Origin of the sequence: Paraburkholderia sp., from assembly GCF_035948235.1 — a bacterium.
In the GTDB taxonomy this organism is placed as follows: domain Bacteria; phylum Pseudomonadota; class Gammaproteobacteria; order Burkholderiales; family Burkholderiaceae; genus Paraburkholderia.
Genome location: NZ_DASZJJ010000305.1, coordinates 1 through 15,114, shown reverse-complemented (window position 1 = coordinate 15,114; position 15,114 = coordinate 1). Strand labels below are relative to the sequence as shown.

Below are 15,114 nucleotides of genomic sequence, written 5' to 3'. Positions count from 1 at the left end.
CGCCGCGCGCCTTGCGGTAGCTAACGGTGCCAATGCGGGTGCCAACGCGGGTGCCAAAACGGGCCCCAACGCGGGCATCAATGCGCGCCCACAAAGCCCGGCGCGCAGCCACGCGCGCCGCAACAAAGCCACGGCGAGCCTCGCCGCCCGGGAGACTTCCGACGCATGAGCGCCTTCCGTCTTGATCGACATCGTGTTGTGAGGCGCGTGCTTGCGCCCGCGCTGGTCTTGCTGTCGCTGGCGGCAGCGGGCGCCGCGCACGCGGCGCAGCCCGCCGGCACCGACTGGACCCTCGACCGCCTGATGTCCACGCTCGCGCAGCACAAGTCGGGACGCGCCGCCTTCACCGAAACGAAGTACCTGTCGATCGCGACGCAGCCCGTCGAATCGTCGGGCGAGCTGTCCTTCGTCGCGCCCGACCATCTGGAAAAAAACACGCTCAAGCCCAAGCCCGAGCATCTGGTCGTCGACGGCGACATGCTCACCGTCGATCGCAACAACCACAAATACACGCTCGCGCTGGCGCGCTATCCGGAACTGGGCGCGTTCATCGAAAGCATTCGCGCGACGCTCACCGGCAACCGCCTGGCGCTGGAGCAGACCTACCAGGTCGCGCTGACCGGCAGCGGCGACGACTGGACGCTCACGCTCACGCCGCGCGATTCGCAGATGCGCAAGACGGTCAGCTCGATCACGCTCGAAGGCACGCGCGACCTGTTGCGCAGCGTCGCGATCCAGCAAGCGGGCGGCGATCATTCGCTGATGCAGTTGCGGCCGATCACGGCGAGCGCGGCATCGGCGTCAGTGTCCGCGTCGAACTGAGCGGCGCACGTTTGGTCCCGCGCGCCGCCCGATTCCCATGAACGCCCCGCTCAAACCCGAACCTGCTAGCGCCCAGGGCTTTATCGCCCGCGCCCTGCACAGGTTGCAGCGCCACGCCGTACTCGTCTGGCTGCTGTTTCTGCTCGCCTGTGCGGGCGCGATTGCACGCGCGCACTTCAGCACCGATCTGTCCGCCTTTCTGCCGCGCGCACCCAGCGCCGGCCAGCGCGTACTGGTCGATCAGTTGCGCGACGGCGTCGTCTCGCGGCTGATCCTGGTCGGCATCGAAGGCGGCGACGACGCCACGCGCGCGCAGCTTTCGCGCGAAGTCGCCGCGACGCTGCGCGCGGATCCGCAATTCGCGGCAGTCCATAACGGCGAAGCCGTCAACGACGCACGCGACCAGCAGTTCGTGTTCGCGCACCGCTACGCGCTCAGCCCTGCCGTCACGCCGCAGCGCTTCACCACGGCGGGCCTGCATGCCGCGCTCGGCGACAGTCTCGATCTGCTGAGTTCCTCGGCGGGCCTCGTTGCGAAGGATCTGCTGCCGCACGACCCGACCGGCGAAGTCGCCGCGCTCGTCGGCCAGCTCGACGGCGCGGCGCAACCGGCCACGCGCGGCGGCGTCTGGGCCTCGCGCGACGGCACGCGCGCCGTGCTGGTCGCGCAGACCGCCGCCGCAGGCTCCGACACCGACGCCCAGGCCCATGCTGTCGATGCGATCCAGCGCGCGTTCGGCACGGCCACGCGCGCGCTGCCGCAGGCGTCCGGCTACCGCATCGAAATGAGCGGCCCCGGCGTGTTCTCGGTGCAGACGCGCGACGCGATCCGCCATGACGTCGAGCGTATTTCGGCGCTCAGCCTCGTCTTGATCGTCGCGCTGCTGCTGGCGCTCTATCGTTCGCCGCGCACGCTGGTGCTGGGCCTGCTGCCGGTGCTGTCCGGTGTGGCGGCAGGTATCGCGGCGGTGAGTCTTGCGTTCGGCACGGTGCAGGGAATCACGCTTGGCTTCGGCACCACGCTGATCGGCGAGGCTGTCGATTACTCGATCTATCTGTTCGTGCAGTCCGCGCAAACGCCTGCCGGCGCGCGCCGGGAAGATACGCTGCGCGCCTGGGTCGCCGCTTACTGGCCGACCATCCGGCTTGGCGTGCTGACTTCCGTGTGCGGTTTCGCGTCGATGCTGTTTTCGGGCTTCCCGGGTCTTGTGCAACTGGGCGCGTATTCGATTGCGGGCCTCGTGACGGCGGCGCTCGTCACGCGCTTCGTGCTGCCGCGCCTGCAGGGCGGCCCGGTCGCCATGCGCGACGTCACGCGCCTCGCTGGCTGGCTTGCGCGCGCAGCGCTTGCCGCGCCGCGTCTGCGCTGGCCGCTCGCGGCGCTGGCGCTGGCCGCCATCGCGGTCCTCGCGCTGCATCGCGACGCGCTGTGGAGCCACGAACTCTCCGCGCTGAGTCCGGTCCCGGCCGCCAGCCAGGCGCTCGACGCGCGCCTGCGCGCCGACGTCGGTGCGCCCGACGTGCGCTATCTGGTCGAGATCCCCGCCGCCAGCGAACAGGCCGCGCTCGAAGGCGCGGAAAAGATCGGCGCGCAGTTGCAGCCGCTGGTCGAGCGCGGCGTGCTCGCGGGCTTCGAAAGCCCCGCGCGCTATCTGCCGAGCGCGGCCACGCAGCGCGCGCGCCTCGCCAGCCTGCCCGACAACGCCACACTCGCCGCACGCATGCGCGACGCACTCACCGATCAGCCGATCACGCTCAAGCCCAACGCCTTCGCCCCCTTCCTCGCCGATGTCGCGACGGCGCGCGCAGCCGCGCCGATCACGCGCGCCGATCTACGCGGCACCTCGATGGCGCTGGCCGTGGACGCGCTGCTCACGCCGCGCGCGGGCGGCGGCTGGAACGCGATGCTCGCGCTGCGCGCGCCGGACGGCGCGACGAAGGCCGATACGTCGAGTCTGAACGCCGCGCCGATCCGCGCCGCCGTTGCACAGGCGGGCGTGCCCGGCGCACTCTTCGTCGATCTGAAAACCGAGGCCGACCGCCTCTACGCCAACTACGTGCGCGAGGACATCCGCCTGTCGCTCGCGGGTTTCGCGGCGATTGCGGTGCTGCTGGCCTTCGCACTGCGCTCGGCCAGGCGCGCCGCGCGCGCGCTTGCACCGCTCGTCGCCGCCGTGCTGGTGGTAGCGGCAGGCTTCGCGCTCGCGGGCGTGCCGCTCACGATCCTGCATCTGGTGGGCATGCTGCTGATCGTGGCGGTCGGGTCGAATTACGCGCTGTTCTTCTGCAAGCACGATGACGGCACACAGCACGCCACCCAGCACGCCATCGCACCGGGCACGCTGGTTTCGCTGCTGGTCGCCAATCTCGCGACGGTGGCGGGCTTCGGCCTGCTCGCGCTGTCGCATGTGCCGCTGCTCGAAACCTTCGGCCTCACGGTCGGGCCGGGTGCGATGCTCGCGCTCGCCTTTGCCGCGATCCTGGCGCCGCAGGCTGCACATGCCGCAACCGCACCTGCGGCGGCAGTCGGCGCGCGCCTGAACGCCCGCGAGGAGAAGCGCGCATGAACGCCCCGACGCCACTCCACGCCACCTGTGCGCCGCGCCGCTGGAAACCCGCGCCGCTCATCACCGGCAGCGCGGCGCTGCATGTGGGCGCGGCGGCGGCCATGCTGATCCAGCCGGCCACATGGCCGTGGGCGACCGGCAGCGTGATCGCCTCGCATCTGCTGCTGACTGCCGCGGGACTCTGGCCGAAGAGCGCCTTGCTCGGCCCTAACTGGACGCGCCTGCCGCAGGCGCAGAATCCAGACGAGCGCCACATCGCCCTGACCATCGACGACGGCCCGGACCCCGACGTCACACCACGCGTGCTCGACTTGCTGGACGAACACGGCGCGCGCGCGAGTTTCTTCTGCATCGGCGAGCGGGCGCTGCGGCATCCGCAGATCGTCGAGCAGATCGTCGCGCGCGGCCATACCGTCGAAAACCACAGCCAGCGCCATCGCCATACGTTTTCCCTGTCTGCGCCCGGCGCGCTGCGAGGCGAGATCGAGGCCGCGCAGCGCACGCTCACGCAGATCAGCGGCACACGACCGCTGTTCTTTCGCGCACCCGCGGGCCTGCGCAATCCGTTTCTCGAACCGGTGCTGTGCGATCTGGGCCTGCATCTGGCGAGCTGGACGCGGCGCGGCTTCGACACGCGCGAGCGCGACGCGGGCAAGGTCGCGCAACGCCTGATTCACGGCCTCGCACCTCGCGACATCCTGCTGGTCCACGACGGCCACGCGGCGCGCGGCGCGGATGGCGAGCCTGTGGTGCTGAGCGCGCTGCCCGCCTTGCTGCGCGCCGCCGCGCAGGCGCAACTGCGCTGGACCACGCTGCGCGACGCGCTCGGAGAAACAACGCTCGAAGCGACCCACAAACACGCCGAAATCCCCGCCCGGAAGGCAGTTGACGGCGCCCCGTTTGATAAAATTCGATCCTAACCCTGACGCTCACCCAACGACCTTCGTGAACCCAATCCTGCTCTCGCACACCACCGCCACCAGTTGCCTCGGGCGCGGTCTCGACGCGATGCTCGCCGCCCTGCGCGGCCAGCGCGGGGGCCTCGCGCCCTGCGATTTCGAGCGCGCCGACCTCGACACCTGGATCGGCAAGGTCGAGGGCGTCGACGACGTGACGATGCGCGCCGACCTCCAGGACTACGCCTGCCGCAACAACCGTCTCGCGCAACTCGGTCTGGAACAGGACGGTTTCGCCGCGCATGTCGCGCAAGCGGTGGCGCGCTACGGCGCGGATCGCGTCGGCGTCTTTATCGGCACCAGCACGAGCGGCATCCTCGAAACCGAGCAGGCGTATCGCACGCGCGACCCGCAAAGCGGCGCGCTGGCGCCGGGCTTTCATTACGCCGAAACCCACAATCCGTATTCCGTGGCCGCCTTCGTGCGCGCGTACTGCGGCTTGCGCGGACCGGCGACGGCGATTTCGTCGGCGTGCTCCTCGGGGGCCAAGGTGTTCGGATCGGCGCGGCGCATGATCGAGGCCGGTTTGATCGACGCGGCCGTGGTGGGCGGCGTCGATTCGCTGTGCCTCACCACCCTGTACGGCTTCAACTCGCTCGAATTGCTGTCGCGCCAGCCGTGCCGTCCGTTCGACGTGGCGCGCGACGGCATTTCGATCGGCGAGGCGGCGGCGTTCGCGTTGCTGGAGCGCCTGCCCGCCGATGAAACGCCGGGGGACGATGCCGTGTTGCTGCTCGGCGTGGGCGAATCGAGCGACGCGCATCATATGTCGTCGCCGCATCCGGAAGGACTGGGCGCGCGCGCGGCGATCGGGCAGGCGCTTGCCACCGCGGGCCTCGCTCCCGCCGACATCGGCTATATCAACCTGCACGGCACCGCCACGCCCAGCAACGACGCCGCCGAAAGCCGCGCGCTCGCCGCGCTGTTCGACGCCACGCCGTGCAGCTCGACCAAGGGCGCGACCGGCCACACGCTGGGCGCGGCGGGCGCACTGGAGGCCGTGGCCGCCGCGCTCGCGCTGCGCCACCGCTTCATTCCGGCGGGCGTGAACACGACGCAGCCCGACCCGGAACTCGCCGCGAACTACGTGCTGCAAAGCCGCGATGCCGAAATCGACGCCGTGCTGAGCAATTCGTTCGGCTTTGGCGGGACCAATTGCAGCCTCGTTTTCGGGCGTGCCCGAGCCATTGGGAAGACCGCGCGATGAAACTGCACGCCTGCATCGAAAGCATCGGCCTGATCGGCCCCGGCCTGCCCGACTGGCCGCACGCCGCCGACGTGCTCGCGGGCCGCGCGCCCTACGCGAGCGCGCGCACCGTCCTGCCGCCGCCCGCCTCCCTGCCTTCCGCCGAACGCCGCCGCACTGGCCCTGTCGTGCGCACCGCGCTGGCCGTGGGCCACGAAGCCGTGGCCGCCAGCGGGCGCGACGCCACCACGCTCGCGACCGTGTTCGCGGCCTCGGGCGCCGACGGCCAGAACTGCCACGCGATCTGCGAAACGCTCGCGGGCGACGACCGCCAGCTCTCGCCCACGCGCTTTCACAATTCCGTGCACAACGCGCCGGCAGGCTACTGGAGCATCGCGGCAGGCGCGCGGGCCACCTCGAATGTGCTCTGCGCGTACGACGGCAGCTTTGCGGCCGGCTTGCTGGAAAGCCTCTGCCAGGTCGCCGTGGACGGCGTGCCGAACCTGCTGATCGCCTACGACACCGACTATCCCGAACCGCTGCACGCGGTGCGCCCCGTCCCCGACGCATTCGGCGTGGCGCTGGTGCTGGCGCCGCTGGCCGATGGGCACGCCGATAGCCGCGCAGATAAACCGGCCCTCGCGCATATCGAAGCGCAGCTCACGGACGCGCCCGCCACGACGCTCGCCTCGCCCGAGTTCGAAGCGCTGCGCGCGGGCAATCCGGCGGCGCGCGGGCTGGCGCTGCTCGAAGCGATTGCGGCGCGGCGCACGGCGAGCGTGGTGATCGACTATCTGCCGCAAACGCGCGTGCGCATCGACCTGAGCTTTCCGCCCACGCCGACGGAGTCCGCGCCGTGAGCGCCGCGCGCCTGAACGCCGTGCCGCTCGATCACGCGTGGATCGCGGCGCACATTCCGCACAGCGGCGCGATGTGCCTGCTCGACGGCGTCGAAGCCTGGGACGACACACGCATTCGCTGCACGGCGACGAGCCACCGCGACCCGCACAATCCGCTGCGCGCGCGCGGGAAGCTCGCTTCGGCCTGCGGCATTGAATACGCGGCGCAGGCGATGGCCGTGCACGGCGCGCTGGTCGGCCAGGGCGCCGACGAAAACGCCCCGCCGCGCGTGGGCTTTCTCGCCAGCGTGCGCGGCGTCGAAGCCCATGTCGCCCGCCTCGACACATTCGCCGGGCCGCTCGCAATCGAAGCCGAACGCCTGAGCGGCGACGGCATTAGCGTGCTCTACGCCTTCACTGTGCGCTGCGGCGCGCAGACGCTGCTCTCGGGCCGCGCCGCCGTGATGCTCGACGCCTCGGCGCGGCTGCCCGGCGTCGGCTCCGCCAACAACAAGGGAGAATCAATATGAAAAATCGTCCGCTTAATCGGGGCGCAGTGGCTACGCTCGCTGCGCTGCTGCTCGGCTTCGCCAGCTCGGCCGCCTATGCCGATCTGCATGAAGTGAAAGAGGACATCAAGCACGACTCGAAAGAGGCCGCCCATAAAACCGGCGAGGCGGCGCGCGATTTCGGCCATGCGACCGCGAATGCGGCGAGGACCGTGGGCCACGGCATCGCGCATACCTCGCGCGAGGGCTATGAGGCGACCAAGCGCGCCACCAAACGCGTGTTCCATAAGGACGACTCGCGCGAAGAAACCCGCGAAGAAACGCATCGCGACGATGCGTAAGTAATCGGCTGTCGGCCCAGTCATCGCCGCGACCACCCGCGCAAACTCTCCCCGATCGGCCCGCCACGCCGCGATTTAGCGGTTTGGCGGCCCCGAATCCCTCCGCCGAACGGTACAAACAGGCCCAAACAGGCTCAAACGGGCCAATTTGCCCGTCTCGCGCTCACAACAAGGCAAAATACGGGTTTTCGCGCCCCTGCTGGCTCCTATTTTTCCTGCCGGTTTGGCCCTTGCCCTTAGCAGACGCCGCCTGAGGACGTATCATCCGGGCCTCGACGCGCGGCCGGCCGGACCGCTTTGCCCGGCAGCACCGCGCGCGCGCCCACTGGAGTTGTTTTGATGACCGAACCCAAAATTTCATTCGCAGGCCGCCTTTCGCTCGCCTTCGGATCGTTTTTCGCCATTCTCGGCAATGCCGAACTGGCCGCCGGCGTGCGCCGCCTGCGCAACGGCGAGACCTTTGATGCGCCTGTTTCCGCCCCCGTTTCTGCCCCCGCGCCCATCGTGACGCCCGCCCCGGTGGCGGCCCACGTTGCGCCCGCGCCGGTCGCGCCCGCCGCCAGCGCCATCGAGGAAGCCAGCCCGCAGTCGGCCATGCAGCTGCTCGGCCTGCTCCAGCGCAACGCGCGCTTTGTCGATTTCGTCGAAGAAGACATCGCGGGCTACGCGGACGCCGAGATCGGCGCGGCCGCACGCCTCGTCCACGAAGGCTGCCGCGCGACGCTGCGCGAGCATTTCACGATCCGCCCGGTGCGCACCGAAGCCGAAGGCAGCCGCGTCACCATCGCCGCAGGCTTCGACGCCACGGCGATCCGCCTGACCGGCAACGTGGTCGGCGCCGCGCCCTTCAACGGCACAGTCAGCCACCGCGGCTGGCGCGTCGAGGACGTGAAACTGCCCAAGCTCGTCAAATCGCATGACGCAAAAATCATCGCACCGGCCGAGGTGGAACTGTGAGCGACGCCCGTTATTCCATCGGCATCGATCTGGGCACGACCCATTGCGCACTGTCGTATGTCGATCTGACCATCAGTGATGGCGAGAAAGCCGTCCAGGACGTGCTGCCGATTACGCAGCTGACCGCGCCCGGCGCGATCGAATCGCCCGAGCTGCTGCCCTCGTTCCTCTATCTGCCCAACGCGGGCGAACTCACGCCGGGCGACCTGACGCTGCCGTGGACCGCCACGCGCGAATACGCCGTGGGCGAGATGGCGCGCAGCCGCGGCGCGGGCACGCCGATCCGCCTCGTGTCGAGCGCGAAGAGCTGGCTGTGCCACCCTGGCGTCGATCGCCGCGCGGCGATCCTGCCGAACGACGCGCCGCCCGAAGTCGCGCGCGTGTCGCCGCTCGAAGCGTCGATCCGCTACCTCACGCACCTGCGCGAGGCGTGGGACCAGGCCGTGCCGGACGCGCCGTTCAGCGAACAGGACGTCACCGTGACGATCCCGGCCTCGTTCGATCCGGCCGCGCGCGAATTGACCGCCGAAGCCGCGCAGGCCGCCGGTTACACGCGCATGACGCTGCTGGAAGAGCCGCAGGCCGCGCTCTATAGCTGGATCCAGAAGAGCGGCGGCGGCTGGCGCAAGGACGTGAAGGTCGGCGACATCATCCTCGTGGTGGACGTGGGCGGCGGTACGACCGACCTCTCGCTGATCGCCGTGGTCGAGCGCGAAGGCAATCTCGAATTGCATCGCGTAGCCGTCGGCGAGCACATCCTGCTCGGCGGCGACAATATGGATCTGGCGCTCGCCCACGTGGTCGCGCGCAAGCTCGCGGCGCAGGGCACCCAGGCCGATCCGTGGCAATTGCGCGCGCTCACCTACGCGTGCCGCTCGGCCAAGGAAACGCTGCTCACCGACGCGAGCGTGGACACCGTGCCGCTGGTGGTGCCCAGCCGCGGCTCGAAGCTGATCGGCGGTTCGATCCGCACCGAACTCACGCGCGCCGAACTCACGCAGATCATCCTCGAAGGCTTTTTCCCGCAGGTGGACGCCGCCGCGCGTCCGGCCGTGCGCACCCGCGTGGGCCTCACGCAACTCGGTCTGCCCTATGCGCAGGACGCGGGCGTGACGCGCCATCTCGCGGCCTTCCTTGGCCGCCAGGTTGCGGCGCTCGCGGAAGTCGAAGGCTTCGGCGCGCCCGGCGAAGGCGCGAGCTTCCTGCACCCCACGGCCGTGCTGTTCAACGGCGGCGTGTTCAAGTCGGAACTGCTCGCGGGCCGCGTGCTCGACATCGTCAACGGCTGGCTGGCCGCCGAAGGCGCACCGGCCGCACGCCTGTTGGGCGGCGCGGATCTGGACCTCGCGGTCGCGCGCGGCGCGGCGTACTACGGCTACGTCAAGCGCGGCCGTGGCGTGCGCATTCGCGGCGGCACGGCGCGCGCGTACTACGTGGCGGTCGAATCGGCCATGCCCGCGGTGCCGGGGCTGGAGCCGCCGGTGTCGGCGCTGTGTGTGGCGCCGTTCGGCATGGAAGAAGGCACGGACGCACCGCTGCCCGCGCAGGAGTTTGGTCTGGTGGTGGGCGAGCCGGTGCATTTCCGCTTCTTCGGGTCGTCGGTGCGCCGCCAGGATCAGGTCGGCACGCTGCTCGACTACTGGTCGGCGGACGAGCTGCAGGAACTGGAAGAGATCCAGGCCACGCTGCCGACCGAAGGCCGCACGCCCGGCGAAGTCGTGCCGGTCAAGCTGCACGCGCGCGTGACCGAAGCAGGCACGCTGGAACTCGAAGCCGTGCCGTCCGGCAGCCACGAGCGCTGGAAGGTCGAGTTCGACGTGCGCGGCGGCGCGAGCGCCTGACGCACGCGCAGCGCATCAATCCGGGCGCAGCCAGGCGTGACAGCCAGGGCCGCGCCCGTCTCACCGCCAACCGAGTCAGAGCATTTGAGCGCGATGAAGTCATACGTCGTCGGTATCGACCTGGGGACGAGCAACACGGTCGTGGCCTACGCCGAAGCGGGCGGCGACGAAATCCGCGTTTTCGATGTCGAGCAGCTCACGGCGCCCGGCGAAGTGGGCGCCCAGCCGCTGCTGCCGTCGGCGCGCTATCACCCGGCGGCTGGGGAATTGCCAGCGGGCGCGCTGCAACTGCCGTGGTCCACGCCGCAAGCGGCTAAAGAAGCCGATGTGGCTGTGGTTGGCCGTCTTGCGCGCACGCTCGGCGCACAGGTGCCGGGGCGTCTGGTCGCCAGTGCGAAAAGCTGGCTCTCGCATGCGTCGGTGGACCGGCTCGCGCCGATCTTGCCCTGGGGCGCGCCCGATGACGTCGGCAAGGTCTCGCCGGTCGACGCCAGCGCGAGCTATCTCGCGCATGTGCGTGCCGCCTGGAATCACCGTTTCCCGCATGCGCCGCTCGAACAGCAGGACGTGGTGCTCACGGTGCCCGCCTCGTTCGACGACGGCGCGCGCGCGCTCACGCTCGAAGCCGCACACCGCGCGCAACTGCCCAGACTGCGCCTGCTCGAAGAACCGCAGGCCGCGTTCTACGACTGGCTGTTTCATCATCGCGAATCGTTGCAGGCCGAACTCGCGCGCACGCGTCTCGTGCTCGTGTGCGACGTGGGCGGCGGCACCACCGACCTCACGCTCATCCAGGTGCAGGTCGATGAAAACGGCGAGCCGCGCCTGACGCGCATCGGCGTGGGCAACCACCTGATGCTCGGCGGCGACAACATGGATCTCGCGCTCGCGCATCTGGCTGAAAGCCGGCTGGCGGGAACGGCGGGGCAAAGCGGCAGGCTTTCGGCGGCCAGTCTTTCGCAACTGGTCGAGCGCTGCCGCGTCGCGAAGGAACAACTACTCGATGAAAACGCGCCCGAAGCGGTCGGCGTGACGCTGCTCGGCGCGGGTTCGAAGCTGATCGGCGGCGCGCGCACCACGCAGCTCACGCGCGAGGAAGCGGCGCGCATCGTCGTGGACGGCTTTTTTCCGAAAAGCGACGCGAGCGATCTGCCGCGCCGCTCACGCGCGGCCATCGTCGAATTCGGCCTGCCCTACGCCGCCGATCCGGCGATCACGCGGCATATCGCGGCCTTTCTGCAACGCTTCGCGACGCATTCGCGCGAGGCGCTGGGTCTGCCTTCGGGCGAAGCGTCAGAAGCGCTGCCCGTGCCCGATACGCTGCTGCTCAACGGCGGCGTGTTCAATGCGCCCGCGCTGGCGGAGCGACTGCGCGACACGCTGGGCGCCTGGCGCGACGCGCCGCTCACGGTGCTGCAAAACGATCATCCCGATGTGGCCGTCGCGCGCGGCGCGGTTGCCTTCGCGCTCGCGCGCAAGGGCCGCGCACCGCGCATCGGCGGCGGCTCGCCGCGCAGCTATTTTCTCGTGCTCGACGACGGCAAAAACAGCAGTGGCGAAGCCGCGCCACGCGGCATCTGCCTGCTGCCGCGCGGCACCGAAGAAGGCCACGAAGTGCGCCTCGACGATCGCACCTTCGCGCTGCAACTCGGCCAGCCGGTGCAGTTCCATCTGGTCTCGACCGTCGCCGATACGCGCTGGAAAGCCGGGGAAATAGCCGATCTGTCGAGCAACCAGGCGGCCGATTTCATCCGCTTGCCGCCGCTGGCCACTGTCGTCTCGACAAACCAAAGCAAGCACGGCGGGCGCGAGCGCCCCGTCAAACTCACCGCGCAACTGACCGAGATCGGCACGCTGGAGGTGCGCTGCATCGCCACCGACGATCCCGCGCAGCAATGGCTGCTCGAATTCCAGTTGCGCCGCGACGATCACGCGCGTCCGGACGCCGGTGCGCGTGTGCGCCATCCCGCGCTCGACGAAGCCATCGCGCTGATCGACCGCGTGTTCGGCGCGAAGTCCACCAAGGTCGATCCGAAGGAAGTCAAACGCCTGCGCGCGCAACTCGAACACACGCTTGGGGCCCGCCAGAACTGGGACAGCCCGCTGCTGCGCGAACTGTTCGGCGCGCTTTGGGACCGCGCGGCGCGACGCCGTCGCTCGGTCGATCACGAGCGCCTCTGGCTCAACCTCGCGGGTTATTGCGTGCGGCCGGGCTTCGGCTATCCGCTCGACGAATGGCGCGTCGAGCAGTTGTGGACGCTATTCGACGACGGCATCCAGCATGTCAACGACAGTCAGGTCTGGTCCGAGTGGTGGACGCTGTGGCGTCGCGCGGCAGGCGGCCTGAATGCCGAAGCGCAGGAGCAGGTGCTTGCGGCCATGCGCTGGCTGGAAGACGCGGCGCGCGCGAAACACCATAAGCTGCCCTTCGACCCGTCGAAGCTGGGCAACGCAGATATGACCCGGCTCTACGCGTCGCTGGAGCAGATCGACGCGGCCAGCAAGATCGAAATCGGCGCGCAACTGCTTGAGCGCCTGCAAAAGCCTGCGGAAAATCACCAGAGCTGGTGGGCGGTGGGCCGTATCGGCGCGCGTCTGCCCTTCTATGGCAGCGCGCACGGCGTGGTGCCGCCGGAGGTGGCGGCGCAATGGCTCGACGCGATTCTCGCGCTCGACTGGAAGAAGGTCGAACCGGCGATGTTCGCCGCCGCCCAGATCGCGCGCATGACCGGCGACCGCTCGCGCGATATCGCGCCGGAACTGCGGGAAACGGTGCTTAAACGGCTGGAGAGCGCGAACGCGCCGCACACGTGGATCGAGATGGTGCGCGAAGTCGTGGAACTCGATACCGCCGATACGGGCCGCGTGTTCGGCGAGGCCTTGCCGGCTGGGTTGAAGTTGATGGGCACTTGAAACTCCCACAAGCAAAAACGCGCTCCGGTTTGCACTGGAGCGCGTTTTTCATCGATTCAGCAAGCCCGTGTCACATAAGCGTCAATTCCCCGCCTGAACCTCGACCGCCGGCACCGCTTTCACCACTTGCACCGTAGCCGGCTGCGCCATCAGCGCCTCCTGCGGCAGCGCCCATTCCAGCCAGCGCGTGCGATGCGCGACCACCAGACCAAACGCCACTGCGGCCAGCGCGCCGAAGGTCGCAAAGCCCATCTGATAGCTGCCCGTGCTTTCCTTCGCAATGCCCATGATGACCGGCAGATAGAACCCGCCGATGCCGCCCGCCGCGCCCACGATGCCCGACATCAGGCCCGTGCGGCCCTGCCAGCGGCGCGGCACGAGCTGGAACGTCGCGCCGTTGCCCAGACCGAAACACACATAGGTAAGCGCGAGCAGCGCGATACCGGCTGCGAACGGCGGCATCCACGCGGCGAAGGCGAAGTCGCACAGCGAGATTGCCGCGAGCAGCAGCACGAGCGCACGCACGCCGGAGATGCGGTCGGCGATCAGCCCGCCAATCGGGCGCACCATCGCGCCAGTGAGCGCCAGCAGCGACATGATCACGCCCGCTTCGAGCTTGGGCACCTGATAAAGCGACACCAGCAGCGTCGTCACATACGACGACATGCCGACAAAGCCGCCAAACGTGATGCTGTACACGAGCATCACGACCCACGTGTCGCCTTCGGCGAGCACGCCGCGATAGTGACGCGGCAGCACCGCGATCGCCAGCAACGCGCCCATCAGCGGCAGCAGCAGCACGCCGGTCTTGCCCGCGCCGAACACACCTTCATGCACGGCCAGCACGAGTGCAATCAGCCCAGCCAGCGTGATGAAAAACGCGCGCAAGGCCTTCGGCACGCTGCCCGACTTCTGACCGAGATCGCGCGCCCAGAAGCACACGGCCAAGGCCGCAATGCCGAGCAGCGGCAGCGCCGCGCCCGTCGCGTGCGCCCAGCCGATGTTGTTGGCGAGGCCCGGGAACAGGAAACCGTCGAGCACCGCGCCGATGTTGCCCGCTGCGGCGAGTCCCAGCACGAGACCCTGCACCTTCGGCGGATAGTTGCTGCCCGCCATCGGCAAGGCCACCGCGAAGCTCGCGCCGCCCACGCCCAGCAGCACGCCCAGCACCAGCAGCAGGGTGTACGACGGCGCGCCCGGCATCAGCAGCAGTACAACAGCCGGAATCGCCGAGAGCGCAATCCCCATCAGCGCGACCTTGCGGCCATCGCAGGCCTGATAGAGATTGCCCAGCGTCACGCGCAAAATGGCTGCGCCCAGCACCGGCACGGCCACCAGCAGGCCGAGTTCGGCCGGCGACATGTGGATGTCCTTCTGGATGAACGGCGCGAGCGGGCCGAACATCACCCAGACCGTGAAGCCGGTGTCGAAATACAGGAAACACGCCAGCAGCGCGCGCCAGTTGCCGCTCTTCAGCGAACTCAAAAGATCTTTCACGAGGCACTCCCCAGGTAATGGACTCGATGGACCCGAGTGCGCAGATCGCGCTACGCACCCTGTCCGTTTAACTTCGCACTCCGATTTAATGAGCGAACCTTGTTTCGAACCGGCTGGTCGTCGGACGATAAACACGCACGACAAACACGCGCCACAAACAAAAAAGCGTCCCGAAGCGCATCCGCATGGAACCTGCTCGCTCCATGGGAAACACGCTTCGGGACGCCGTTGCCCCGCCTTGCCTGGTTCGATCGTTCCGCTTGCTGGCGAAACGATGTCAATTCGTCGAGACCGTCATTGGCCTCGCTGCTCTCTAAGCAATAGCTATGCCACGCGTCGCACAAACTCGCAGCATGAAGCCGAAAGTCCTTGAAATACAGGCCTCGCGCACACGGCCCCGTTTTTGCAAGGGCAAAAAGAAGGGGCGCATGCGTGTGCATGCGCCCCACCATTCATGTGCGACCCGTGTCAGCGTCTGGTGCACCGCAGCGATGCTTCGCACCAGACGCGGGCGCGTTGGAAGCGAATCAGAAGCGGTGACGCAGACCCACGCCCACCACCGTCTGCTGATTGCCCGACGCCGTCGACTGGCCACTGATATCCGCAGTCAGGCCCGAGCCGTCGGCAGAAATATGCTGCCAGCTCACCTGGGTGTAGACGTCGGTGCGCTTCGAGAAGAAGTAATCC

The 15,114-nt window shown here is 68.9% G+C and carries 11 protein-coding genes; 10 read left to right on the top strand and 1 reads right to left on the bottom strand.

The window, feature by feature from the left end; translation table 11 throughout:
• Window positions 1–165 precede the first annotated feature (165 nt).
• The 10 genes from VG320_RS27220 (at window position 166) to VG320_RS27175 (ending at window position 12,930) form a co-directional block, all read left to right on the top strand.
• Complete coding sequence (locus VG320_RS27220) at window positions 166–822, top strand: outer membrane lipoprotein carrier protein LolA (RefSeq protein ID WP_327203176.1); 657 nt, start codon at window positions 166–168, stop codon at window positions 820–822.
• 37 nt (window positions 823–859) lie between these two features.
• Window positions 860–3,388: an MMPL family transporter gene (locus VG320_RS27215; RefSeq protein ID WP_327203175.1), complete on the top strand. Its 2,529-nt coding sequence runs from the start codon at window positions 860–862 to the stop codon at window positions 3,386–3,388.
• Window positions 3,385–4,308, top strand: a complete 924-nt coding sequence (locus tag VG320_RS27210; protein ID WP_327203174.1) for a polysaccharide deacetylase family protein — start codon at window positions 3,385–3,387, stop codon at window positions 4,306–4,308. The genes VG320_RS27215 and VG320_RS27210 overlap by 4 nt, the downstream gene beginning before the upstream one ends.
• A gap of 25 nt (window positions 4,309–4,333) precedes the next feature.
• Window positions 4,334–5,551 carry a beta-ketoacyl-[acyl-carrier-protein] synthase family protein gene (locus VG320_RS27205; RefSeq protein ID WP_327203173.1) on the top strand — a complete coding sequence of 406 codons (1,218 nt, stop codon included), beginning with the start codon at window positions 4,334–4,336 and terminating at the stop codon, window positions 5,549–5,551.
• A complete protein-coding gene (locus VG320_RS27200) occupies window positions 5,548–6,390 on the top strand; it encodes a beta-ketoacyl synthase chain length factor (RefSeq protein WP_327203172.1) in 843 nt (280 codons plus the stop codon). The genes VG320_RS27205 and VG320_RS27200 overlap by 4 nt, the downstream gene beginning before the upstream one ends.
• On the top strand, window positions 6,387–6,899 hold the full coding sequence (locus VG320_RS27195; protein WP_327203171.1) for a hotdog family protein: 513 nt from the start codon (window positions 6,387–6,389) through the stop codon (window positions 6,897–6,899). Before VG320_RS27200 ends, VG320_RS27195 begins: the two co-directional genes overlap by 4 nt.
• Window positions 6,896–7,219: a hypothetical protein gene (locus tag VG320_RS27190; RefSeq protein ID WP_327203170.1), complete on the top strand. Its 324-nt coding sequence runs from the start codon at window positions 6,896–6,898 to the stop codon at window positions 7,217–7,219. Before VG320_RS27195 ends, VG320_RS27190 begins: the two co-directional genes overlap by 4 nt.
• 339 nt (window positions 7,220–7,558) lie before the next feature.
• On the top strand, window positions 7,559–8,176 hold the full coding sequence (locus VG320_RS27185; protein ID WP_327203169.1) for a DUF2760 domain-containing protein: 618 nt from the start codon (window positions 7,559–7,561) through the stop codon (window positions 8,174–8,176).
• Complete coding sequence (locus VG320_RS27180) at window positions 8,173–10,017, top strand: Hsp70 family protein (RefSeq protein WP_327203168.1); 1,845 nt, start codon at window positions 8,173–8,175, stop codon at window positions 10,015–10,017. Before VG320_RS27185 ends, VG320_RS27180 begins: the two co-directional genes overlap by 4 nt.
• 93 nt (window positions 10,018–10,110) lie before the next feature.
• Window positions 10,111–12,930, top strand: coding sequence for an Hsp70 family protein (locus VG320_RS27175; RefSeq protein WP_327203167.1), 2,820 nt, complete (start codon window positions 10,111–10,113; stop codon window positions 12,928–12,930).
• A gap of 81 nt (window positions 12,931–13,011) precedes the next feature.
• Here the strand turns inward: VG320_RS27175 and VG320_RS27170 are convergent, their stop codons facing one another.
• Window positions 13,012–14,427 (bottom strand): MFS transporter, encoded by a 1,416-nt coding sequence (locus tag VG320_RS27170; protein ID WP_327203166.1) that lies wholly within the window; start codon window positions 14,425–14,427, stop codon window positions 13,012–13,014.
• Window positions 14,428–15,114 lie beyond the last annotated feature (687 nt).